The sequence below is a fragment of the Cellulophaga omnivescoria genome, from assembly GCF_027915275.1.
Taxonomy (GTDB): domain Bacteria; phylum Bacteroidota; class Bacteroidia; order Flavobacteriales; family Flavobacteriaceae; genus Cellulophaga; species Cellulophaga omnivescoria.
On the sequence record NZ_CP115819.1, the window covers coordinates 1,074,908 to 1,098,975 of the forward strand.

Consider the following 24,068-nt stretch of genomic DNA (forward strand, 5'->3'; position numbering starts at 1 on the left):
TTTAGTTGCCAAATGCATATTTTTACAAGTATTACCTAGTACCTAAAATTTAGGTTTAACTGGTAATCTATATGTAGAGCTGTTAAAATTTGAACACAAACTTTCTAAATAATTTAAGTGTAATTAAAGGCTATAAAAAATTATGAAAGAAAGACTGCCTGTTTGGAAAGCTTTATCTGAAATGTACTTAGATACAGAGCTTTATGATTATGATTATGACCAAATTGCTAAAACACTAGCTGCCTCTGGTTTTACTAGTAAAGAACTAAAAGAAATTGATTTGTACGAGGTATTTCCTGTTTGCGCAAAAAACCTATTAAGTACTGCTGGTATCTGGAATGGCTTTAATGATGATTACTTATACAAGGCCTGTAAAAAAGCTTACCTTCATAAAAACAATATTTTTTTTAAAAGAAAAATAAAACTATTAAGCTACCTATTTTCATCAACAAGAAAAAAAAATTGGGCAGCATTAGATAACAGATTAAAACGCTCTAGTTAAAAAACAATAGCAACAGCTCCAAACAAATATATACTAAACCCACACGAATATATATTTACATAGTAAAGCACTCATATTAAGTACTAAGTTTGCTTTAGTTAGCAGCAATTTAGTGTTGCAATTACACTTGCTGCAACTAAACAGTAATAAATAACTAAACCACAAAAAATGAAAGCAATAAACATTGTTAAGTATGTATTTACAGTAATAGGTATTGGTATGCTAGTAGGAGCATTTTTTGCGTTCCAAAGTACCAACAGTTTTTTACAAAACGCTACAGAAACACAAGGCATAGTAATACAAATGCTAGAGTCGAGTTCTAGTAGTTCTTCAGACAATTCTATAACATACAAACCTCTAGTAGAATTTACAGATAAAAATGGAGAACAGTTTCAGTTTACGTCAACTATAAGCAGCAACCCTCCTAGTTACAGCATTAATGAAAAAGTAGACGTACTTTACAATGCAGACACACCTAACAAAGCTAAAATTAAAGGATTCTTTTCTCTTTGGGGCTTAAGTACTATACTTGGTGGTATAGGATTAATTTTTACATTAATTGGTGTTGGTATAATAGCATCAGGGCTAAAAAAGAAAAAATTACATAACTATCTTAAGCAGCACGGAACTAAAATAGAGTCAGACTTTCAGAATGTAACTTTAAATACTTCGTTAGCAGTAAATGGTAGAAACCCTTTTGTTGTAGTATCACAATGGTTAAACCCAAAAACATCTGAACTACATATTTTTACTAGCGACAATATTTGGTTTGATCCTACAGACTTTATAAAAACAGAAAAAATAAATGTTTTAATAGACCGCGATAATCCTAAAAAATATGTAGTAGACTTATCATTTTTACCAAAAGTAGCTGATTAAAAAAGAATACTGATAAGATAAGCCTACAGAAGAAAAAAATTAATGGATAATGAAACTAATATGAAAAAATTAACCTTACTACTGCTTCTTGTTAGCCTATTTGGATACGCACAAGTAGACTATAAAGGACTTGTAAAAAATATAGAAGATATTACAATCGAGACCGATATAGAAACTCACTTTAAAGGCGTACCATTTACTGAAGAATATGGTGAAATTAAATTTAGTGATGAACGTTTTTTACGTTTTTATGGGGTTTTTGTAGATAAAGTAAAAATAAACACCAGCTATGGAGGTAAAAGAATAACTATGCATTTTTTTGATGAAATATCTGATTACAACAAACTTAAAACTAAACTAACAGAATTGTATGGTAATCCAGACGTTAACGAACGTAGTAGCTCTACTTATTACGAGTGGAAAACGGAAAGCAAAAGTTTAATGCTTAGAGTTAGTACCGAAGAAAGCTTATTTACAGAATTTGATGAACTGGTAGTAACATTATTCCATTAAAAAATTACACGTAATGAAAAACATAATAACAATTCTAGTTTTATCAATTTATACCACATTTGTTTCTTGTGATAGCGTTGCTACTAATAGGTACAACTTTGCAGAAGTTAAATCTAGCTCACAAACAAAGGCGTTAATTGCTAAAATGATATTAGAAAACAAAGAAGAGGATATAGACAGCACATCTAGTTATATAGAGCTTAACTTAAAAGGAATGCACTACGCAGACGTTCCTATAAAAAGTGCTTTAATTACAGACAATTATACTTTACTTACAACTGATACTGTTAATTTTTCTGCTAAAAAATTACTTGAAGTTTTGGAAGCCGAAAAAGGGCTAACAAACCTAAATAACAGCTATAGTGATGATGTTGAGTTTGAATGGAAAGATGAAATTGAAACTAAAAAACTGGAAGTTAATTTTGTAAATGGCAAGCATTTAGCTGCTTTTGGCAATAAAGATTACGGCAAGTTAACTATTACATACAACCCTGTATACACCATACCGTTAGCTAAAATACACAGTAAGGTTAAGGTTTTTGACGCAGCGCCTAAATACCTATTATATATTAAATCTTACAACAGTGTTTTTGATATTAGTATAAATGATGTTCGTATTGCAGAAGATACAGACTCAGATTCTTTTAATTTAAACAATTACATTACAGGTCCAAACTCTACAATAAAATTAACTGCTAAAACAGAAGATAAAACCATAAAAAAAGAACCAAATACGTATTATAGAGATCCATCTTTTTCAATAGAAATTATAGATAACAGCACCAAAAAAGTTGTTAAAAAAATAGAAGAAATAAGTATTAAAAATAATATCCCAGTAAACCTTAAATTAGACTTTAACTCCACATTACCATACTACCCAAAAGCTTGGACAAATGGCGCCGATTTAAGAAACAGCAAGGATTTAAAAGAAAAAGTAATTGCATTATACACCAAATTAGGAAATGCCATTTTAGCAAATGATGAGCAAGCTATTAACGACTTATTTTATCAAAAAGATTTTGAAGTACAACAGTTAGATTTTGATACTAATTTTGAAACCGCACGTACCAAGTGGGAAGCCTACTTAACCATTTTACTAAATACCTATAAGTACACGTTAGCAAAGGATTTTGATATTGAGTTTAATGCTGGCGGTAAATTAATTTACACTTATGCTAAAGACAAATCTGATATGCTCATTTTAACCGGCAAAAATTACGATGATTCTTTTAATCATTTTTTATACCAACCTAAAGGGTCTAACGAGCTAAAAATAATACGATAATGAAAAAAATACTATATATAATTACGGCACTTTTAGCTATTGTTAGTTGTAACAAAACACAACCAAAAAACAAGACAGAGTTAAATGAGTTTTTATCTGCTTTAGACAATAAACCGTTAGAGGAAATTAAAGAAGAAGTAAACTCCAATATTAAACAATTTGAGTCTATGGCTAAATTCTTTGATGGCTCGTTTGCTAATAATATTAAAACAATTAACAAAGAAGATGAAAAGTATGAAGAACCTTTTAAAGTAGATACTACAGGGGTACACAAAGCTCTTAATCAGTTTAAAAATGTGACGTTTTCACAAACTTATAGCGACTATAAGACTGATTTGCAATTTATAGGTACTAATGATGATAATGAAAAACCTATAAAGCTTGGCCAAGGTGTTACACAAACATTCACTCCTAAAAAAATATACTACCATGATGGCGAGGTACGCACAGATAGTATTGAAGGTTATGGGTTAGATTTTCATTTTGATGAAGATTGGGGGAAAGCCAAAGCTATAGACAGCATAGATATTTCTTTTAAAGTAGATTATATTAAAGATTATGATGTTGTTGAAATTTCATCGGACAACCCAACAGTAAAATATAAAGGAGGAGAAATTAACTTTGTAAAAGCAGAAGGCAATTACGTTTATTTTACATTAAGTGATACAATTGCTGATCCTATAAAAGTACAAGGTCATAATGAAGAAGGTAAAGTCTTGGACCGCAGCGGCTACTCTAACAATGGCGTATCTCCTGATGATCAAGAAGATATACTTACAGAAATGTTAGGGTTCTTTAAAAAAATACAAAAAAAATTAAACGATGATGATTTTAAAGATACTCCGGAGCTTCAAGAGTATTTAAAAGACAACCTATCTAATTTAGATTTTTTTAATGATAATGATGGTATCTTTCACAAGGAATATTACTATTATGGTACTGTAAAAAGTATAAGATTATTTTTTAAAAAAGATACCAAAACCGAGGAAACATCATTTACAGCATATAATTACCAACCAACTAAAGACAATGATGCACTAATTGCTATGCAAACAGATGATGCAATTGTTTTTATAAATAACATAGGAGAACCAAAAATAACAATACCTGGAGCTGGTGGTTTAGAAAATATTGGAGGTAATTTTTATGAAGATTACAATCACTTTTATCACTTAAATAAAGCCGAAGAAAAGTTAGACACACTTTTAGTTTACAGTGTAGAGGCTTTTAGTAATGGCATTGTTGGTATACTACCAGAGCAAGAAAGTGACAATTACACACTTGTTAACCAAGATAACAAACCAATAGGCTCAAAATTATACTGGAAAGTTAAAGAAGTTGGCAATGTGTTATTTGGAATTACTTATGATAACAAATACTACATATTAGATGAAAATGCTAACGCCACTCTACTACCTGGTATACATAATGTCTATAATACCTTGGCTGATGATAGAATTATGGTTAGTAACACTAGCTCTAAAATAGGATTTATAAATAGCAAAGGTAGGTTGGTAATTCCTTTTAAATATAATGATGCTAAAGACTTTGAAAATGGAATTACTGTAGTAGAATTTAATGATACTTATAAGTTTATTGACACAAATGGAAAAGTATTGCTAGATATTAAAGAAGATCATTTGGACTTTTTAAAAGAGGACGAAAACAAAAAAAGAATTTATAGTTTTGATTACGGTAAAGTAAAATACAATTACAAAGGAGAATTAATAGAAGAATAAATATGAAAAAAATTGCCTTATTTTTTATACTTTTTATACAAATTATACCTCTTTGTGCTCAAAACAATTTGTTTGTTACTGCCAAGAGTGGCTTAAACGTTAGGGAAAATTCTAGCTTAGACGCTAAAAAAATAGGGAAATTTAATTATGCCGAAAAAGTAGCTGTATTACATAAAACAGATCTATTTTTTGAAGTAACTGACAACGGAAAAAAAATAGAAGGACAATGGTACAAAGTTACCGGTAAGTCTGACAGTAACTTAGAGCTTACCGGCTATGTTTTTAGTGGTTTTTTATCCAAACCAAAACAAAAAGACACGTTTATTTTTCTTAATTATAACGACAATTTTGATTACCCAGTAATAGGAGCCTCAAAAGGAAAATCTTTCTACGGCTTTATTAATACTGAAGAAGGCCGTAGCTATTTAAAAGGAGATAGTATTGAAATTGAATGGGAAACTGGTGTTGTTTATATTGCTGGTGACAATGACAGAAAACAACTAGCTGATTTTATTGTTACTACTAAAAAAGTTAAAAATGGTAAAATTGCTAACTTTAGAGAGGCTTATAAAAAAGAAATAGAATACACTTATACAAATAATTACACGCAAGATTATTTAGATAAGCTTTATCTAGAGGTTGAAAACTACATAGCCAATTCTGATAATGAATTGATTAAAAAAATAATAAAAGACAAAGAACAGTTAGGCTATACCATAGAAGAAAAAACAGTAAATGGTGAAGATTTAGTAGTAATAGGAATTTACAAATCTTTTGAAGAAAAAACAACAACAGTGCTATGGTTATCTTATTACCCTGAGTTTCCAAAGTTGTATGAGATAGACTTATAAAACTATTAATAATACAACTTACTAAGCTCTATCAATAAATTTAGTATTATGAAAAACAAAATTGCAATTGTATTTTTTTTAAGTTCACTAAGTTTATTTAGTCAAGATTTTAGTGACATTAAAACTAGAGTTAGTTTACTAAAAAATACTGCTACTTTTAAGGTAGACTCTACAGGTATTTCCAAAATCTTAGTACCTACATATTATTGTAATACTAATGAAACAAACAATAACTGGCACGTACAAGATTTAAATAATGATGGTTTAAAAGATCTAATATATTCAGGATCCTGCCAACCATACCATCAAACAGCAATATTTTTAAATAGTAAAAAAGGGTTTCAGTTAGTATATGATGCTCCCGGCAAAATACTATCAATAACAAGCACTACAAATGCCACAGAAATAAATAGTTATAATCCTAGCTGCTGTTGCAGCTATTATTCTAGTTTAGTTAAAATAACCATTAACAATACATCTGTTGTTGAGGAAAGTACAATATCGTTTCATGATAAAACAGTTATTACTCTATCAGATAAATTATACACTAAAACAGTATCCGGAATTTTAAGAAGTACACCAGTAATAGATGATGTTATAAAAAAAGATCCTTGTACAGGTGAAAAAATTGTAGGGAACACTATTGGCACTCTAAAAAACGAGTCCGCAATAGTTGTAAACCAAGAAAACAATTGGCTTTTGGTTTTTATAAAACAAAATGGCTCCTACGCTGTTGGCTGGGTAAAAAAGTAACGTTTATAAAACTATTAGAAATGAAACCACTTAAATTACTTTTTAGCTTATTGTTGTTATGCTTATTTGCTTGTAACTTAACTAGTAATAAAAACGCAGATAAAAGTAATGGTAATGTTGATACAGAGTTAGAACAACAATCTAAAATAGATTCTTCAAGCATAGAAATTACAGTAGAACGTGGTGCTTTTCATTATGATAAATTTGTGCTTAAAGACACTTTAATCACTTTTTATCCACCTAAAAAAAGTATAGGTATAGGTATAGATAACAGTAATTACAATCAAATTTCTGAACAAGTAATTAGCACGCAGACCAGAAATAATTTGGTAAAAAAGATTCTTAATGATGGTTTTTTCAAATTAAAAAACTTCTACGCTAGCAATACAACTTGCAATAGCCACTTAACGGTTACGGTTAAATTTAACAACCAATTAAAAAAAGTAATTTCTGAAGATTTTGATAGAGAATGTCCTGAGCTTTTAAAGTTTATAGAACAAGAGGTTATTAAAATGCACAATAAGGAGTTAAAACGAATTTTATTACCTGGTTAAAACAGAAAGCTATAATGTTAACATGAAATCAAAAACTATACATATATTACTTTCAATTTTAATTACGGTAGTAGTAACTTGGTTTCTTCTAAAACTAAATTATACTTATTACAAAACAGAAATAATTAAAGGCAAAAATTTACAGGTGGTTATTTATGTACAAAAAAACTTTAGTCATTTTGGTTTTTCTAGTCAAAACGGTCATAAATTAGCCTACATAGAACTACAAAACTTAAAAGGAAAAACTTTAGCTAAACAAAGCCTATTTAATAGGTGTGAGGTTCTAATAGAAGAAATAAATCCATCTGTAGAAAACAACAAACTATACTTTACCAAGTTTAGCTATATAAATTTGTTAGATTATAGTTATTATTGTTTTAAGTAAATATCTTAATTATTTAAAATGAAACCAATTACAGTTAACTGGACAATAAATTTGCCCAATAAAAGCCAAATACAAAAAATGTGGCGAGAGTTGGTTTTTGATATTATTGATGAAGAATTTGAGTTTATAAACATAGTAAAAGCTAACCTTGGTGGCAATATTTATTTTAAGGGGTTTAAGTTTCATGAAAATGAAATATTTGATTGGTTTTGCTCTCGCGGAAGATTAGATGAAATTGACTTTTATAATAATTTTTTACTTTCTGATAAAGTTCTTAAAACCTTTAATAATGAGAATAACTCTGAAAAAAGGGCTTTTAAAATTGATAAAGAACCAAATTTTGATACTAAAGATGGTTTTGTAATTGATGGAGAACTTGCTGCTTTACTATTTAACGGTGGCGCGTACGGATCCAAGTACAAAAAGGAACCAAACCAAATTAAAGAAAAAGCACGGTTATTTTGCTCGCAGTTATTTCGTGAAAAATACAGTTATGATTATGTTAGGTATTACACATCTACCAATGCATGGAATACGTGGTTTATAGATTTTATTATAGATTATACGTATTTAATAGTTTGTATGGAAACAAGAACAATTTGGATATTAGCATTTACAGACACCGATTAATTTAGTAACTTGTTGCATATCATAAACAATATAATATGAGAAAAACTCTCACTCTTGTGCTTCTAATCTCTTGTTTTGTAAAACCTTTATTTGCTCAAACCAACAAAACTTTTATTAATGAATATTTAGAACGTTTAGAAACTTCTAAAAAGTATTTAATTCTTGTTGCAGAATCTATGCCTGAGGATAAATATACTTTTAAACCAACACCAGAATCTATGAGTTTTGCAGAGCATTTAATGCACATTGCTTGGGCTATGGATTGGCATAGCCAATCTTTAATGGGTGGTAGAGATGCCAGAAATTGGGATACAGATACAGAGCTTAAAATAGGCAACAAATCTAAAGAAGAAATGATTGCCACAATTAGCAATACTTTTGATGTTACTCGTGCTTTTATTTCTGAGTTTGACACAAAAAAGCTAGATGAAAGACTTGACTATTTTGGAGCCAACAGAACCAAAAGACAAATTTTATTATTGCTCACAGACCATATAACACACCACAGAGCCCAAATGCTTGTTTATATGCGCTTAAACGGATTAAAACCCCCAAGGTATGTATTATATCAATAAAATTAATTTTAGCTCTTATTAATTAGTACAATACATAAATAGAAAGACAAAAATACAAAATGGTAATATTTAAAATTAAGTTAATTATTTTACCAATCGTTCGGTAATTAAAAAAATATATTACATTTGCCCTATGAGACCACAAAAAGTATTAGACAAAGAAATATTAAACGGCTTAACTAAAATTTTTAGATCTAGAGGTTATGAAGGCGCTAGCTTAAAAGAATTATCTGATGCTACTGGCTTAAAAAAAGCAAGTCTTTACCATAGGTTTCCTAACGGTAAACAAGAGATGGCAGACGCTGTTTTAATACATTTAGAAGATTGGATTAACACCAATGTGTTTCATACGCTTTTAGACACCAACTTAACACCTAGCGTCCGTTTAAAAAAAGGATTATTGGCTATACGTGAATTGTATGATGGCGGAGAAGCCATTTGTATATTTAGAGCACTATCTATGCAAGCTGGTATAGAGTTGTTTGAAGAGCAAATAAATAAAGGAATGACACAGTGGTTATCTGCTTTTAAAGAAATAGGTATTGCCCTGAGTTTTACACCAGAAGAAGCAGAAAAAAAAGCTTTACAGGTATTAATACAAGTACAAGGATGCTTAATTGTAGCAAAAGGCCTGAGTGATTTGTCTGTTTTTGAAAACACAATGCAAAACATAGAAAACAGTTACTTAAAAGCATAAAAAAAATTAAATATACATTTTACCGAATGTTCGGTAACAAAGAACAAAAAGTATGAAAAAATACCCATTACCTCCCTTTACAAAAGAAACTGCAACACAAAAAGTAAAATTGGCAGAAGATGCTTGGAACACTAAAGATCCTATTAAAGTATCTATGGCATATAGTCTTAATACAGAATGGCGCAATAGAACCAGCTTTATTAATGGTAGAAAAGAGGTGCAAGAGTTTTTAAAAAATAAGTGGATAAAAGAGCATAACTATAAATTAAAGAAAGAACTCTGGAGCTTTAATGAAAATAAAATTGCCGTTAGATTTATTTACGAATATCAAAATGATAGTGGACAATGGTACAGAGCTTATGGAAATGAAAATTGGGAATTTGATGATAACGGATTAATGGAAAAACGCTATGCAAGTATTAACGATTTGAAAATAAATAAAAACGAAAGAATAGTATAAAATGAGAAAATTACAACTAGTGCCCTTGCTATTATTAGCTTTTATAACTGCTTGTAAGCATAATACACAAACAATAAGCAGCAAAAAAAATATAGAAACAATAAAAATTAAAAAAATGAATAATGTAAAATACAAAACGGAAAATGTAAATGGTGTAAAAATTGCTTACCGAGAAGCAGGAGACAGCAACAACCCAACAGTAGTACTATTACACGGCTTTCCGTCTTCATCCCATCAATACAGAAAAGTGTTAAACCAGCTATCAAATGAGTTTTATTTAATAGCTCCAGATTATCCTGGTTTTGGAAATAGTGATTTTCCTTCTCAAAAAGACTATGAGTATACTTTTGACAATATTGCTAAAACTATAAATTCATTTTTAGAGCAAAAAGCTATTACAAGTTATGCCATTATGATACAAGACTATGGCGCACCTATAGGATTTAGAATTGCTACTGCACACCCAGATAGAATAACGGCAATAATTAACCAAAATGGTAATGCTTATGAAGAAGGTTTAGGCGAAGCTTGGAAGTCTACAAAAGAGTTTTGGGCTAATAGAAATGAAACTACAGAAAAAGCTCTATTACCTTCTTTTTCTTTAGAAGGTTTGGAGTGGCAATACACGCACGGTACTAGAAATTCAGAAAATATAAATCCAGATACTTGGCATTTAGATTACCTTAGGTTATCTAGACCAAATGCACATGCTGTAAACTTAGATTTGTTTTACGATTATCAAAATAATATAAAATTATACCCTAAGTGGCAACAATATTTAAAAGACAACCAACCTCCATTATTAATTGTTTGGGGTAAAAATGATGCATTTTTTCCTGAAAGTGGAGCAGAAGCATTTAAAAAAGATGTAAAAAATACAGATTACAACATCTACAATACTGGTCACTTTGCACTAGAAGAAGATGCAGATAAAATTATACCAAAAATGAGATCTTTTTTACATACTTTAAAAAAGTAACGATTTAGTATTGAATTAACTAAAATAAAAAAGCCTCATTTAACAATGAGGCTTTTACGTATAACGTACTATATTATTTTTTATTAGCAGTAGTAATGTACTTCTGTAATGCCATTGTCATAGATGGCGTTTCTGGTGTTGGCGCAAGTATATCTATACGCAACCCAGCATCTGTAGCAGCATTAACTGTTGTATTTCCGTAAACAGCTATTTTAGTATCATTCTGTTCAAAGTCAGGGAAATTCTTTAATAAAGATTCAATTCCAGACGGACTAAAGAAAACAAGTATATCATAATACACATCTCTTAAATCTGACAAATCACTAATTACTGTTTTGTAAAAAATAGCTCTCTTCCAATCTAAACCAAGACCATCCAATGTTTCAGGCACAATTGGCTTTAATACATCTGAAGAAGGTAAAAGAAATTTTTCTGTTTTATACTTTTTTAACAACGGAGCTAAGTCTGCAAACATTCTTTTACCAACATATATTTTACGTTTACGGTAAACTACATATTTCTGAAGATAGTATGCCACAGCCTCAGACTGGCAAAAATACTTCATAGAATCTGGCACTTTAAAACGCATTTCTTCTGCAATTCTAAAAAAGTGATCTACAGAGTTTCTACTTGTAAGTACTATTGCTGTAAAGTTGTTTAAATCTACTTTTTGCTGACGCACTGTTTTTGCATCAACGCCCTCTACATGTATAAACGGTCTAAAATCTACTTTTAACTTCTCCTTTTCAATAAGTCTTGAATAGGGAGAGTTCTCCATTTTAGGTTCTGGTTGAGAAACCAAAATCGTTTTTATCTTCATAGACATCAATATTTTAGGTAACTACCTATTATCACAAAAGGTGAAATTTCGAGTGCGCAAAGGTACAAAATAAAATAGAAAAAATTAATTGTTATAAAATTTCGATGAATTCTTAACAGATTAACCCATCCTATGCACATTACAACGACAAACAAAACCACCGCCAAATAAGCAACTAGCTCAGAATATGGTGTAATATATGTAAGAAAAATATTAGCAGCAAATAACACCAAACCACTGTAATTTTGGTATGAAATTTTATTAAAAACAATATGAACAATGGCAGTTTCTGCGTTAAAAATAAAACTATTAATAAATTGCAATACTAATTTTACTACAACAAATAAACTTAAAATACCAAAAATAAAAAGGTAGTTTATAGGAGTAAGTGTATCTTTAAATTTAAAAATACTTAGCAAATAGTAAATAAATAACGCCGCATTTAACCACAAAAAAACACTCCATAATACGTTAAACCAATTAAACAATATATGTTTTTTACTGTGTAAAAAAATGTATTTGTTATTAAATGGTAACGCCACAAAATTTATAAACTTATTGTAAAAAAAGGTTTTACTTAAAACCATAACAAAAAGACTAACCACAAATATGGTGGTAACCCAATCTACATTATTAAAAACCCTAGTAATAGATTCCATTTTTCTTTTTGTATGCGTATAAGTGGTGCAAAACTACAAATTAATACTTAGACCAACTTTATTAATTAATACGTGTTATTGCATAAAAAAGACGCTATGCAATTGTAAAAAAATCATAAAAAGCACTTTGGGTTTTACCACTAAAATTTAAATAGTACTTTTGTGCATTCAATACTAAAAAAAGAATGACAGATAGCTTAGTTATAATTCCTACTTTTAATGAGATAGAAAATATAGAGGCTATTATTAATGCCGTTTTTACATTAAAAAAAGAATTTCATATTCTTATTGTAGATGACAATTCTCCTGACGGTACTTCACAAAAAGTAACAGAACTACAAGCCCTGTTTAGCGGTAAACTGTTTTTAGAAGTACGTAAAGAAAAAGCGGGTTTAGGAACTGCTTATATTCACGGTTTTAAATGGGCTATTGCAAATAAATACGACTATATTTTTGAGATGGATGCAGATTTTTCTCATTCTCCAAATGATTTAATTAACCTATACAATGCTTGTATTGCTGGTGCAGACTTAGCCATTGGCTCTAGGTATGTTAAAGGTATTAATGTTGTAAATTGGCCTTTGTTTAGAATATTATTGTCTTACGGCGCATCATTTTATGTAAAAATGATAACAGGTATGCGTGTAGATGACCCTACCGCTGGTTTTATTTGTTACAAAAGAAAAGTGCTAGAAAACCTAAGTTTAGATACGGTCCGTTTTATCGGGTACGCTTTTCAAATAGAAATGAAATTTAGAGCACATTTAAAAGGCTTTAAAATACAAGAAGTACCTATTGTTTTTACAGATAGAGTACGCGGAAAATCTAAAATGAGTTCTTCAATTATTGGCGAAGCTGTTTTTGGAGTAATAAAAATGAAATACATAAGCTTGTTTCAAAAAAACAAATTTTAAAATGAAGAAAACGCTAATAAAAAACGCTAAGGTTGTAAATGAAGGCACAATTACCAATTGTGATATTCTTTTAAACGGTAATTATATAGAAAAAATAAGTAGTTCTATTAGTGATGCCAACGCTACAATTATAGACGCTAAAGGCAATTACGTATTACCTGGCATTATAGATGACCAAGTACATTTTAGAGAACCAGGACTTACGCACAAAGGAAATATTGCTACAGAAAGTAAAGCTGCTGTTGCTGGTGGTGTTACTACTTTTATGGAGCAACCAAATACAAATCCGCAGACAACAACAATAGAAAAGTTAGAAGAAAAATTTGCTGTAGCAAAAGAAAGCTCTTATGCTAACTACTCCTTTTTGTTTGGTGGTACTAATGACAATTTAGAGGAATTAAAAAAACTAGATAAAAACGCTTGTTCTGGTGTAAAATTATTTTTAGGTTCTTCTACCGGAAATATGTTGGTAGATAACGAAGAGGTAATTGAAAAAATATTTAGCAATACAGAAATGGTAATCTCGGCTCATTGTGAAGACGAAACTACTATTCGCAAAAATATGGCTACGTATAAAGAAAAGTACGGAGACAACATTCCTATAGAATATCACCCAATTATTAGAAGTACAGAGGCGTGCTATTTATCTTCTTCTAAGGCTATAGCTCTGGCAGAAAAAACTGGTGCCAGACTACACGTTTTTCATTTATCTACAGGAAAAGAAACAAGTCTTTTTAGAAACGATATTCCTTTAAAAGACAAAAAAATTACAGCAGAGGTTTGTGTTCATCATTTGTGGTTTTCTGATGAAGATTACAAAGAAAGAGGTACACTTATAAAATGGAATCCTGCTGTTAAAACTGCAGAAGATAGGTCTATGCTTTGGGACGCTCTTTTAGATAACCGTATAGATGTTATTGCAACAGACCACGCACCACATACCTTTGAAGAAAAAGATAACGTTTACACGAAAGCTCCATCTGGCGGACCGTTAGTACAACACGTTTTACCTGCTATGCTAGAGAAAGTTTTAGATGGCACAATTACTATAGAACGTATGGTAGAAAAAATGTGTCACAACCCTGCTATTTTATTTCAAATTGAAAAAAGAGGATATATTAAAGAAGGGTACTTTGCAGATTTAGTTATTGTAGACACCAATAGTCCTTGGCAAGTAAGCAAGTCTAACATTTTATACAAATGTGGTTGGTCTCCGTTTGAAGATTACACATTTAAATCTAAAATTTCTCATACCTTTGTAAATGGACATTTAGCGTATGCAAATGGTGTTGTTTCTGAGCAAAAAAATGCACATAGACTAACCTTTAACAGGTAACTTTAACAGCAAGATTACACCACCAAAAATAAAAAAGATGAAAAAGCTTATATCCTTACTACTAGTAATTTTAGCTATAGTTTCTTGTTCGCAAAAAGCTATTAAAGAGCCAGACAATCTTATACCTGAATCTAAAATGATTGACATTTTATATGATTTAGCACTTATTACTGCTGCAAAAAATACCAATTCTAATGTTTTAGTAGAAAACAATGTAAAAACAATGCCCTATATCTATAAAAAATACAATATAGATAGCACACAGTTTGCAGACAGTGATGTTTATTATGCGTCTTACCCAACAGTTTACGAGGGTTTTTATAAAGAAATACAACGTAAATTAGACACCATTAAAACCCAATTAAACCGTAAAAGAGAATTAAAAGCAGATAGTATTGCCAATAGCCGAAAAAAGAATCCAGAAAAACTTAAAGTTGCTCCTGTAAAAGCAGGGAAGAAGTAGTTTTAATAACGGTATCTAAATCTGTAAAATTAAAGTTTATAGCCTCTTTAATTTTTGCATTTTGGTACATATCCTGACTTTTTAAGCCGTGTACTTGCATTTTAGACAACTTACGACCTCTTCTGGTAAATAAATGCACTAACCAGTCTAACTTATACAAAATATTTAACTGCCATATTTTTAAAACTTTAGTTGGTTTAGGCTTATTAATGGCTACGGCTATTTTATCTAAAACCTCCTTAAATGTAGCATTTTCTGCCACAGCAATATACCGTTGGTTTACTAAGTTAGCATTCATTAGTTTTATACACATATCAACAACATCAAAAACACCTATAAATCCGCTACCACTTGGTGGATAGTATTTTAAACCATTTGCTATTTTACTAAAAAATTGTCCACTTCCGGAGTCCCAATATCCAGGTCCTAAAATAACACCTGGGTTTACAATAACAGCATCTAAACCTTCTTGTGTACCACGCCAAACTTCCATTTCTGCTGCATATTTTGTAAGTGCATAAACATTTACATCTGCATCATTCCATTCTGTTTCTTCGGTAACAATTGGTGTTGCTTCATTTTTACCCAAAGTAGCAATAGAACTTACGTAAGTTAACTTTTGCACATTGTTAGACAAGCAAAAATTTACAATATTGGCTGTACCTTTTGCATTAATTTGTCTTAATTTAACATAGTCATTAGGATCAAAAGAAATTAAAGCTGCACAATGGAATACGCGTGTAACATCTTTAAAAGCATTTTCTAATGAAGGTATGTCTGTAATATCTGCAACCACCCAAGTTATTTTAGAAAACAACTCCTCTGCATTATCTACATAATAAGAAAATACTTTTTTTACCTGCCCTAAATTACTACTTGCCCTGCGTGTAGCTTTTACCGCTTTTTCTGTTTTAAGCAGCTGCAATAAAAGATGCGCACCTACTAATCCTGTGCCTCCTGTTACCAATATCATAGTTCAAATTTAGCAATTTAATTTACTATAGACTACTGCCAAAGCTCTCTATTTCTTTTATATTTGCAACTACTATTACAAAACATAAAATACAATGGCTTCTAATTTTGTCGCAGAATTAAAATGGAGGGGTATGATACACGATGTTATGCCCGAAACAGAGGAACACTTACTAGAACAAATGCGCGCTGCCTATGTGGGTATAGACCCAACAGCAGACTCGTTACACATTGGCCACTTGGTTAGTGTAATGATGTTACGTCATTTTCAGTTAGCTGGCCACAAACCTTATGCGTTAGTTGGTGGAGCCACTGGTATGATTGGTGATCCGTCTGGAAAATCTGCTGAACGTAACTTATTAGACGAAAAAACACTTAGACACAACCAAAATGCCATAAAAAACCAGTTGTCTCGTTTTTTAGATTTTAAAAGCAATGAAGATAATGCTGCCGTTTTAGTTAATAATTACGATTGGATGAAAGAATTTTCATTCCTAGATTTTATTCGTGATGTTGGTAAACACATTACCGTTAACTATATGATGGCTAAAGACTCAGTAAAAAAGCGTTTAACTTCTGAAGCCAAAGAAGGAATGTCTTTTACGGAGTTTACATACCAATTGGTGCAAGGGTACGATTTTTACCACTTATTTAAAGAACACAACTGTACGCTGCAAATGGGTGGTAGTGACCAATGGGGCAATATTACCACTGGTACAGAAATGATACGTAGAATTGGTGGTGGTAAAGGTTATGCTCTTACTTGCCCATTAATTACTAAGGCAGATGGTACCAAATTTGGAAAAACTGAAGGTGGTAATATTTGGTTAGATGCAGAACGTACTTCTCCTTACAAGTTTTACCAGTACTGGTTAAACACATCAGATCAAGATGCAGAAAAGTTTATAAAAATCTTTACTTTTTTAGGTAAAGAAGAAATTAACTCGCTAATTGCAGAACACAACGAAGCTCCTCATATGCGTGCTTTACAGAAAAAATTAGCCGAAGAAATTACTATTAGCGTACACTCTAAAGAAGATTTAGACAACGCTATAAAAGCTAGTAATATTTTATTTGGAAAATCTACTTCTGATGATTTAAAAACGTTAGACGAAAAAACTTTTTTAGATATTTTTGAAGGTGTACCCCAAGCAGAAGTTACTGCTTTAGATATTGAAGAAGGCTTGGATATGATTGGCGCATTAGCTGCAAAAACTCAGTTTTTAGACTCTAACGGTGCAGCCCGTAGAGAACTTAAACAAAATTCTATTTCTGTAAATAAAGAAAAAGTAAAAGAAGATTACGTTATTACAAGCAAAGACCTAATTAACAATAAGTTTGTTTTATTACAACGTGGTAAAAAGAACTATTTTGTATTGGTTGTAAATTAATTATACAAGACTCATAATATTAGTAAGGCTGGTTTTTACCAGCCTTTTTTTATTCCTTTTTTTAAATTGAGAATCCATTTTTGTTATTTAAGTTTTTACTTAAATTAAGTTTCATATTCCGCAACGCTACATTTACAGACCAAACAGATACTTGTAATATATTATTATGTAATTGGAAATAATGCTAACTTTAGTGCATTAAAAAAATTACTGACACTGACTTAGCCAAAAATCATCAGAAAGAACCAAAATAAAATGAAAAAAAAGTTCCTTTTTAGCATAAGCATTTTGCTTTGCTCACTATCAATCTACGCTCAAGAAAACAACGCGTCTACCTTAACTATTAAAGAAATTATGCAGGGTGATGCCTTTGTTGGCCACTTACCTTCTAGTCCTAAATGGTCTCAAGACAGTAAAAGCATTTATTTTAATTGGAACACAGAAAATGCATTTAGCGACTCACTATACATATACAATTTAAACACAAAAAAAACTGCTAAAGTAGATTTTGAAACCGAATACAACCTACCTTCTACTCCAACTTTTAATTCTAAACGAACAAAAAAGGTATATGTAAAACGAGGAGACATTTTTTATACTGATGTTACTACTAACAAAACCATACAAATTACACAGACAGAAGACCGTGAAAGAAATGCCAAATTTATAGAGAACGATAGTAAAATTGCATACCAAAAAGGGCAGAATATTTATACTTGGAACACTACAACTGGCGCAACTGTACAAATCACAAATTTTACCGATAAAAAAGATAAAGAAGAGCATTTAAGTGATAAAGATGAATGGCTACGTAATGACCAACTTGCCCTTTTTGATGTTTTAAAAGAACGCAAAGCCAAAAAAGACGCTCGTAAAAAAGCAATGGAACGCTACAAAGAAAAAGAGTTATTTTCTATATACACAAAAGGCAAATCTATTAGCAGCCAAAGTATTAGTACAGATGGTAGTTATGTAACCTATATTGCAGCCACTTACGCAAGCAACAAACGTACTACAATGCCACACTTTGTAACAGAATCTGGTTATGTAGAAAATGAAAATACACGCTCTAAGGTTGGTGACAAACCAAGCAGTTACGAGCTTCATATTTACGACATTAAAAACAAAAAAACATACCCTGTTTCTTTAGATAATTTAGAAGGTTTAGATTACATACCAGAATATACTAAAGACTACCCAAACAAAACGTACAAAAACGAAAATAGAATTGGCTACATTGTTGGCCCTATTTGGAGTGCAGATGGCAAAAAAGCTGTTTTAGATATAAGCTCTAACGATTACAAAGACCGTTGGATAGTTCTTTTAAATCTTGCTGATGGTACCGTTACCAATTTAGACCACCAGCACGATAAAGCTTGGATTGCTGGCCCAGGTATTGGCTGGGGTAATTTAGGGTGGCTACCAGATGACAATAGTATTTGGTACCAGTCTGAAAAAACAGGCTATTCTCATTTATATAGCACTAATGTGTTAACTAAAAAAACAAAAACACTAACATCTGGTAATTTTGAAATTTACGAGCCAACTATCTCTATAGATAAAAAACGTTGGTATTTTACGGCTAATAAAAATCATCCTGGAGACAGACAATTTTACACTATGCCATTAAAAGGTGGTAAATTAACTCAACTAACTACAATGGTTGGTAATAACGAGGTTACTTTATCTCCAGATGAACGCCAAATGGCTATTTTATACTCATACAGCAATAAACCAACAGAATTATATTTACAGCCTAACCCAATAAAAAATAGAGCTAAAACTGCTCCAAAACAAATTACAAATTCACTTACAGACAGCTTTAAAAACTACAATTGGAAAGATCCTGAAGTTATTACTTTTAATGCGGAAGATGGTGCAGAGGTTTACGCAAGGTTATATCAACCTAAAACAGCAACAAAAAATAAAGCCGCTGTAATTTTTGTACACGGAGCAGGTTATTTACAAAATGCACACAAATGGTGGAGCTCTTACTACAGAGAATATATGTTTCATAACATATTGGTAGATAATGGGTATACTGTGTTAGATATAGATTATAGAGGTAGTGCTGGTTACGGCAGTAAATGGCGTACAGGCATTTACCGTCATATGGGTGGTAAAGATTTATCGGACCAAGTAGATGGCGCTAAATTACTAGTAGAAAAATACGGAATTGACAAAGATAAAATTGGAATTTACGGAGGTTCTTATGGTGGCTTTATAACATTAATGGGAATGTTTAACGCTCCAGATACTTTTAAAGCTGGTGCTGCAATACGTTCGGTTGGCGATTGGGCTGCTTACAACCACGGCTATACTGCACGTATTTTAAATACTCCGGTTACAGATAGCATTGCTTACAGAAAAAGCTCTCCTATTTATTTTGCAGATGGTTTAAAAGGAGATTTATTAATTCTACACGGTATGGTAGATGACAACGTGCATTTTCAAGATATGGTACGTTTATCTCAGCGTCTAATAGAGTTAGAAAAAAAGAATTGGGAAATGGCTGTGTATCCTGTAGAGCGACACGGTTTTGTAGAGCCTAGTAGCTGGACAGATGAATATACACGTATTTTTAATTTGTTTAATGAGAGTCTTTTAAACATTACCACTAAAGAATAACACTTATGAAAAATAAAATAGTAGCCTTATTTGCTGTAATAGCATTAGGATCTTGTAGTAAACCACCAGAAAAACCTAAAATGAATGCTTTAGCAGAAGATTACGTAAAACTGGTTTTAGAAGTGGGACAATATAATAGCGATTTTGTTGATGCTTATTACGGTCCAGAAGAATGGAAACCAACCTCAGCTAAATTAGACACCATACCTGCTTCAGATTTTATTGCCAGAGCCAATATATTAATAGAAAGCGCTAATTTGGTAGATACAACTGCTTTTTCTAGTATTGAAACCGCAAGACATACGATGTTTAAAAAGCAACTAACTGCAGTTAAAACCAAGTTAGAGATGCTGGCAGGTAAAACCTATAGTTTTGATGAAGAAGCTAAACTTTTGTATGATGCAGAACCACCACATTTTACAGAAGAACACTTTAACAAACTTATTGCCGCACTTGAAGAAGAGTTGCCTGGGGATAAAGATTTAGCCACAAGGTATGCTGCTTTTGAACAGCAATTTATAATACCAAAAGATAAGTTAGATACTGTTTTTAGAGTAGCGATAACAGAAGCAAGAAAAAGAACAAATCACCATTTTAAATTACCGCAGAATGAAGATTTTGTGCTAGAATATGTAAACAACAAAAGCTGGTCTGGTTACAATTATTACCAAGGAAAAAGTAAAAGTTTAATACAGATAAATACCGATTTTCCAATTTTTATTCAGCGTGCAATAGACTTAGCTTGCCACGAAGGTTATCCTGGTCACCACGTATTTAATGCGCTATTAGAACAAAATTTAGTTGATGCCAAAGGATGGAAAGAATTTTCGGTATACCCATTGTTCTCTCCACAATCTTTAATAGCAGAAGGTAGTGCAAACTATGGTATAGATGTAGCATTCCCCGGTGAAGAACGTGTTGCTTTTGAAAAAGAAGTACTTTTCCCTATTGCAGGTTTAGATGCAAGCAAGGCCGATAAATACTATAAAATTCTAGGATTAATAGGTAAGCTGAATTACGCAGGTAATGAAGCTGCCAGAAAATATTTAAACGGAGAAATTTCTAGAGAAGAAGCTGCTAAATGGCTAGAAAAATATTTATTTTACGCGCCAGACAGAGCATTGCAACGCACACGTTTTATAGACCAATACCGTAGCTATGTTATAAACTATAATTTAGGTAAAGACCTAGTTGCAGACTATGTAAAAGCTAAAGGTGGTACTGTAGACCAACCAGAAAAACGCTGGGCTGTTTTTAAAGAGCTATTAAGCAACCCACATACAGCAAGTAGTTTGAAGTAGAGTTAAATGGAAAATCCTTATAAGAAACATCTAGATATTTTATATGATAGATTATTAGTTTATAGACAAATATCTTTAAGAATAAATGACGTTCTAAAATCAGATGTTGAAAAATATAATAAAGAAAAAGCTTCACTTAGTCTTAGCTCTTCTTTATTAATAGTTGATTGGAGTGACAAAAAAAGGGCTGCCCGAATTCCAACAAACTCTTTTAAAAAAATAACCAGAGAAACTTATAGTGATGAAATAGAAAAAATATTATCACTAAAATTTTGTCTTCTATATTCTCAATCTTTCGAGGCTTTAGAAACTTTTCTCAAGGATTTTATTTATATTAAATCCAATAAAGATAAAGTCTTTAAACAGAAAGTAATCAAAAAGCTAAAAAAAGGGCTTATTTTCAATCGAGAAAATATTCCGACTGGAAAAGACCTATATAGTTTACTAAAAGAAGCAGGTAAAGATACATTTAAAGAATACTCAAAAAGTAATATTGTAAAGACTGGATATAATGAATTTTGGACTATACTTTCAGAAACCAGACACGCTATAACACATACTCAATGCCAAATAAAAAAGAGTAAAATTAACAAATCACAAACTCATTTTAAAGTTTTTGAAATGTTGTTTAATTACTCCTATATTAACGAAGAAGAAATATTAATACAACTAGATTATTTAAAGTTCTTTAAAACAATAGAATATATTTCTAGTTATGCCTTTCAAATTTTCAAAACTATTTCAATAGAAGAAAAAATTGATTGGAAAATATATGAACAAAACGCTACTTAATAAACTCCATAAAATCATCCCTATCTATTTCTCTGGCACCTAAACTTTCTAGGTGCTGGGTATAGACTTGGCAATCTATAAGTTTGTAATTGTTGGCTTCCATTTCTTGTACCATTGTTATAAAACCATATTTAGATGCATTGCTAACATCACTAAACATACTTTCTCCACAAAACACAGTACCTAAATCTATGCCGTACAAACCACCTACCAACTGGTTGTTTAACCAAACCTCGTAAGAGTGCGCAAATTTTTTTTCATGTAGTTCTATATATGCGTTTTGCATATTTTGGGTAATCCACGTGCCTGGCTGCCCGTCTCTTGTTACAGTAGCACAACGGCGAATTACTTCTTCAAATTTTTTATTTTTTGTAACAGTAAAAGCTTCATTGCGTAAAAGCTTACGCATACTTTTGGAAACTTTTAATTCTTGCGGAAACAATACCATTCTTGGGTCTGGACTCCACCAAAGTGGCAATCTATCATCATCAAACCAAGGAAAAATTCCGCTTTTATAGGCAAGTTGTAATCGTTCTACAGATAAATCTCCTCCAGCCGCTAACAAACCTTCTTCATTAGCTGTATGTACTGGAGGAAACTCTAACTTATCTGTTAAATAATATATTGGATTTACCATTTAACCTAGAAAGGCAAATCATCGTGATCTTCTTCATTTAAATTATCAGCAGGCTCAAAAGCTTGTGCTGGCGCAGCTGGTGGTATTCCTGCATCTCCGCTTGGAGCAGCTTGTTGTAAGTTTTCTATTCTCCAACCTTGTATAGAGTTAAAATATTTTGTTTCTCCTTGTGGGTTAACCCATTCTCTACCTCTTAAGTTAATGCTAATTTTTACTGGCTGTCCAACACTATACCCGTTTAACAAATCGCATTTATCCTGAACAAACTCTACCATTATATGTTGTGGATACTGCTCCTCTGTTGTAACAACTATTTCTCTTTTTCTAAATCCGTTACTTCCAAAAGTCTGAGTTTCCCCAACCATTTTTACTTTTCCTTGTACTTCCATCTTAAATTAGTTTCTTATGCGTGTTTATTAATTGAGTTCTTATTCTATTATATCTATACCTGCTAATAATAATTTTAATGCGCCCAATGGGTTGTTATTAAAAATATATTCTTTAGCTTTTAATTGCAGCTGTACACTATCATTAGTTGCTAGTGTTGCTTGTGCATCTTCATTTTCATTAACAAATTGTTGTGCACTTTTAGTTGTTGGTAAAACTTCTATATTACCTAACAAACCTAAATCATTACCAGATAACAACTTACTGTTTTTAATTTTATCTGGCAAACTATCTATACCTATTCCTAAGGTAGATAACGGTTTAGGCACTTCAAACATACCTTCTTTTGCTCTGCTGTACCAATTACCTCCCATACGGGCAACCAAATCTATTTTATGTTGGTCTATGCTACCGTTTTTATCTAATATTGTACTATCTACGTGTACTTTTACAACCTCACAAAACACTAAATTACCTGCACCACCTTCTGTACCTAAAGCTTCTACTTTAGTAACTTTACACTCAAACTGCACCGGAGATTCTGCCACTCTAAATGGTGTAACAATATCAGACTTTAACATTGTTAAACCAGCTTTTTTAAACTCGTTTACCCCAACTGCATATTCTGTACTAGACAAAGACATTTGTTGTACAATAGCATAATTAACAATATTTACTACAACTTCTTTGGTCTCTAAAACATTCTCTAATGTGTGTTTTGTTGTATTATTTCTAACACGCCTAGCAGGAGAAAAAATTAGTATTGGCGGGTTTGCACTAAATACATTAAAAAAGCTAAAAGGAGATAAGTTAGGATTACCATCTTTATCTACCGTGCTAGCAAATGCAATAGGTCTAGGGCCAACAGCGCCTAAAAGATAGCCGTGCAATTTAGCCGTTGTAACCTCGTTTGGTACTATAGAAATTGTTTTTTTCATAGAATGCAAAGGTACATAATTTGTCCGC

The 24,068-nt window shown here is 31.4% G+C and carries 27 protein-coding genes; 21 read left to right on the plus strand and 6 right to left on the minus strand.

Features of this window, described 5'->3' with window-relative positions; translation table 11 throughout:
• Positions 1–142: 142 nt before the first annotated feature.
• From PBN93_RS04775 to PBN93_RS04840, 14 genes are all read left to right on the plus strand, one after another.
• Positions 143–502, plus strand: coding sequence for a DUF7079 family protein (locus tag PBN93_RS04775; protein ID WP_271081593.1), 360 nt, complete (start codon positions 143–145; stop codon positions 500–502).
• A gap of 168 nt (positions 503–670) precedes the next feature.
• Positions 671–1,381, plus strand: a complete 711-nt coding sequence (locus PBN93_RS04780; protein ID WP_271081594.1) for a DUF3592 domain-containing protein — start codon at positions 671–673, stop codon at positions 1,379–1,381.
• Between the two features lie 42 nt (positions 1,382–1,423).
• Positions 1,424–1,894 carry a hypothetical protein gene (locus PBN93_RS04785; protein WP_271081595.1) on the plus strand — a complete coding sequence of 157 codons (471 nt, stop codon included), beginning with the start codon at positions 1,424–1,426 and terminating at the stop codon, positions 1,892–1,894.
• A 13-nt stretch (positions 1,895–1,907) separates the two neighbouring features.
• Positions 1,908–3,179: a hypothetical protein gene (locus PBN93_RS04790; RefSeq protein ID WP_077407203.1), complete on the plus strand. Its 1,272-nt coding sequence runs from the start codon at positions 1,908–1,910 to the stop codon at positions 3,177–3,179.
• Positions 3,179–4,918: a WG repeat-containing protein gene (locus tag PBN93_RS04795; protein WP_077407206.1), complete on the plus strand. Its 1,740-nt coding sequence runs from the start codon at positions 3,179–3,181 to the stop codon at positions 4,916–4,918. Before PBN93_RS04790 ends, PBN93_RS04795 begins: the two co-directional genes overlap by 1 nt.
• A 2-nt stretch (positions 4,919–4,920) precedes the next feature.
• Positions 4,921–5,769, plus strand: a complete 849-nt coding sequence (locus tag PBN93_RS04800) for an SH3 domain-containing protein (protein WP_077407209.1) — start codon at positions 4,921–4,923, stop codon at positions 5,767–5,769.
• A 48-nt stretch (positions 5,770–5,817) separates the two neighbouring features.
• The gene (locus PBN93_RS04805; RefSeq protein ID WP_077407212.1) at positions 5,818–6,522 is read left to right on the plus strand and encodes a hypothetical protein; all 705 of its coding nucleotides are present in this window, start codon (positions 5,818–5,820) and stop codon (positions 6,520–6,522) included.
• 20 nt (positions 6,523–6,542) lie between these two features.
• The gene (locus PBN93_RS04810) at positions 6,543–7,076 is read left to right on the plus strand and encodes a hypothetical protein (protein ID WP_271081596.1); all 534 of its coding nucleotides are present in this window, start codon (positions 6,543–6,545) and stop codon (positions 7,074–7,076) included.
• A gap of 22 nt (positions 7,077–7,098) precedes the next feature.
• On the plus strand, positions 7,099–7,461 hold the full coding sequence (locus PBN93_RS04815) for a hypothetical protein (protein ID WP_077407218.1): 363 nt from the start codon (positions 7,099–7,101) through the stop codon (positions 7,459–7,461).
• An 18-nt stretch (positions 7,462–7,479) separates the two neighbouring features.
• Positions 7,480–8,091, plus strand: a complete 612-nt coding sequence (locus tag PBN93_RS04820) for a hypothetical protein (protein ID WP_271081597.1) — start codon at positions 7,480–7,482, stop codon at positions 8,089–8,091.
• Positions 8,092–8,126: 35 nt separating this feature from the next.
• On the plus strand, positions 8,127–8,666 hold the full coding sequence (locus tag PBN93_RS04825; protein WP_271081598.1) for a DinB family protein: 540 nt from the start codon (positions 8,127–8,129) through the stop codon (positions 8,664–8,666).
• 133 nt (positions 8,667–8,799) lie between these two features.
• Entirely contained in the window at positions 8,800–9,363 is a 564-nt protein-coding gene (locus PBN93_RS04830) for a TetR/AcrR family transcriptional regulator (protein WP_077407227.1), read from the plus strand.
• A gap of 52 nt (positions 9,364–9,415) precedes the next feature.
• Positions 9,416–9,823: a nuclear transport factor 2 family protein gene (locus tag PBN93_RS04835; RefSeq protein WP_271081599.1), complete on the plus strand. Its 408-nt coding sequence runs from the start codon at positions 9,416–9,418 to the stop codon at positions 9,821–9,823.
• Between the two features lie 115 nt (positions 9,824–9,938).
• The gene (locus PBN93_RS04840) at positions 9,939–10,802 is read left to right on the plus strand and encodes an alpha/beta fold hydrolase (protein ID WP_271081600.1); all 864 of its coding nucleotides are present in this window, start codon (positions 9,939–9,941) and stop codon (positions 10,800–10,802) included.
• A gap of 73 nt (positions 10,803–10,875) precedes the next feature.
• On the opposite strand, the gene PBN93_RS04845 is transcribed toward PBN93_RS04840, so the two are convergent.
• Positions 10,876–11,622: a uroporphyrinogen-III synthase gene (locus tag PBN93_RS04845; protein ID WP_077407387.1), complete on the minus strand. Its 747-nt coding sequence runs from the start codon at positions 11,620–11,622 to the stop codon at positions 10,876–10,878.
• 5 nt (positions 11,623–11,627) lie between these two features.
• Entirely contained in the window at positions 11,628–12,281 is a 654-nt protein-coding gene (locus PBN93_RS04850; RefSeq protein WP_077407237.1) for a DUF4271 domain-containing protein, read from the minus strand.
• A 185-nt stretch (positions 12,282–12,466) separates the two neighbouring features.
• On the opposite strand from PBN93_RS04850, the gene PBN93_RS04855 reads away from it, so the two are divergent.
• The 3 genes from PBN93_RS04855 to PBN93_RS04865 are packed head-to-tail and all read left to right on the plus strand — an operon-like array spanning position 12,467 to position 14,994.
• On the plus strand, positions 12,467–13,195 hold the full coding sequence (locus tag PBN93_RS04855) for a polyprenol monophosphomannose synthase (protein ID WP_077407241.1): 729 nt from the start codon (positions 12,467–12,469) through the stop codon (positions 13,193–13,195).
• 1 nt (position 13,196) lies between these two features.
• Positions 13,197–14,531, plus strand: coding sequence for a dihydroorotase (locus tag PBN93_RS04860; protein WP_077407244.1), 1,335 nt, complete (start codon positions 13,197–13,199; stop codon positions 14,529–14,531).
• 37 nt (positions 14,532–14,568) lie between these two features.
• Positions 14,569–14,994, plus strand: coding sequence for a DUF4296 domain-containing protein (locus tag PBN93_RS04865; RefSeq protein ID WP_077407247.1), 426 nt, complete (start codon positions 14,569–14,571; stop codon positions 14,992–14,994).
• Here the strand turns inward: PBN93_RS04865 and PBN93_RS04870 are convergent.
• A complete protein-coding gene (locus PBN93_RS04870; protein ID WP_077407250.1) occupies positions 14,960–15,967 on the minus strand; it encodes an NAD-dependent epimerase/dehydratase family protein in 1,008 nt (335 codons plus the stop codon). The two genes, PBN93_RS04865 and PBN93_RS04870, sit on opposite strands and share 35 nt — an antisense overlap.
• A gap of 94 nt (positions 15,968–16,061) precedes the next feature.
• Here PBN93_RS04870 and tyrS point away from each other — a divergent pair, with 94 nt between their 5' ends.
• From tyrS to PBN93_RS04890, 4 genes are all read left to right on the plus strand, one after another.
• The gene (gene tyrS / locus PBN93_RS04875; protein WP_077407253.1) at positions 16,062–17,357 is read left to right on the plus strand and encodes a tyrosine--tRNA ligase; all 1,296 of its coding nucleotides are present in this window, start codon (positions 16,062–16,064) and stop codon (positions 17,355–17,357) included.
• Positions 17,358–17,612: 255 nt separating this feature from the next.
• Positions 17,613–19,985, plus strand: coding sequence for a S9 family peptidase (locus PBN93_RS04880; RefSeq protein ID WP_077407256.1), 2,373 nt, complete (start codon positions 17,613–17,615; stop codon positions 19,983–19,985).
• A 5-nt stretch (positions 19,986–19,990) separates the two neighbouring features.
• Positions 19,991–21,286, plus strand: coding sequence for a DUF885 domain-containing protein (locus tag PBN93_RS04885; RefSeq protein ID WP_077407259.1), 1,296 nt, complete (start codon positions 19,991–19,993; stop codon positions 21,284–21,286).
• 6 nt (positions 21,287–21,292) lie between these two features.
• Positions 21,293–22,078: a hypothetical protein gene (locus PBN93_RS04890; RefSeq protein WP_077407262.1), complete on the plus strand. Its 786-nt coding sequence runs from the start codon at positions 21,293–21,295 to the stop codon at positions 22,076–22,078.
• Here the strand turns inward: PBN93_RS04890 and aat are convergent.
• The 3 genes from aat to PBN93_RS04905 are packed head-to-tail and all read right to left on the minus strand — an operon-like array spanning position 22,071 to position 24,040.
• On the minus strand, positions 22,071–22,715 hold the full coding sequence (aat, locus tag PBN93_RS04895) for a leucyl/phenylalanyl-tRNA--protein transferase (protein WP_077407265.1): 645 nt from the start codon (positions 22,713–22,715) through the stop codon (positions 22,071–22,073). The genes PBN93_RS04890 and aat overlap by 8 nt on opposite strands.
• A gap of 5 nt (positions 22,716–22,720) precedes the next feature.
• Entirely contained in the window at positions 22,721–23,104 is a 384-nt protein-coding gene (locus tag PBN93_RS04900; protein WP_013620577.1) for a DUF3127 domain-containing protein, read from the minus strand.
• A 39-nt stretch (positions 23,105–23,143) separates the two neighbouring features.
• Positions 23,144–24,040 carry a flavin reductase family protein gene (locus PBN93_RS04905; protein WP_077407268.1) on the minus strand — a complete coding sequence of 299 codons (897 nt, stop codon included), beginning with the start codon at positions 24,038–24,040 and terminating at the stop codon, positions 23,144–23,146.
• Positions 24,041–24,068: the final 28 nt, after the last annotated feature.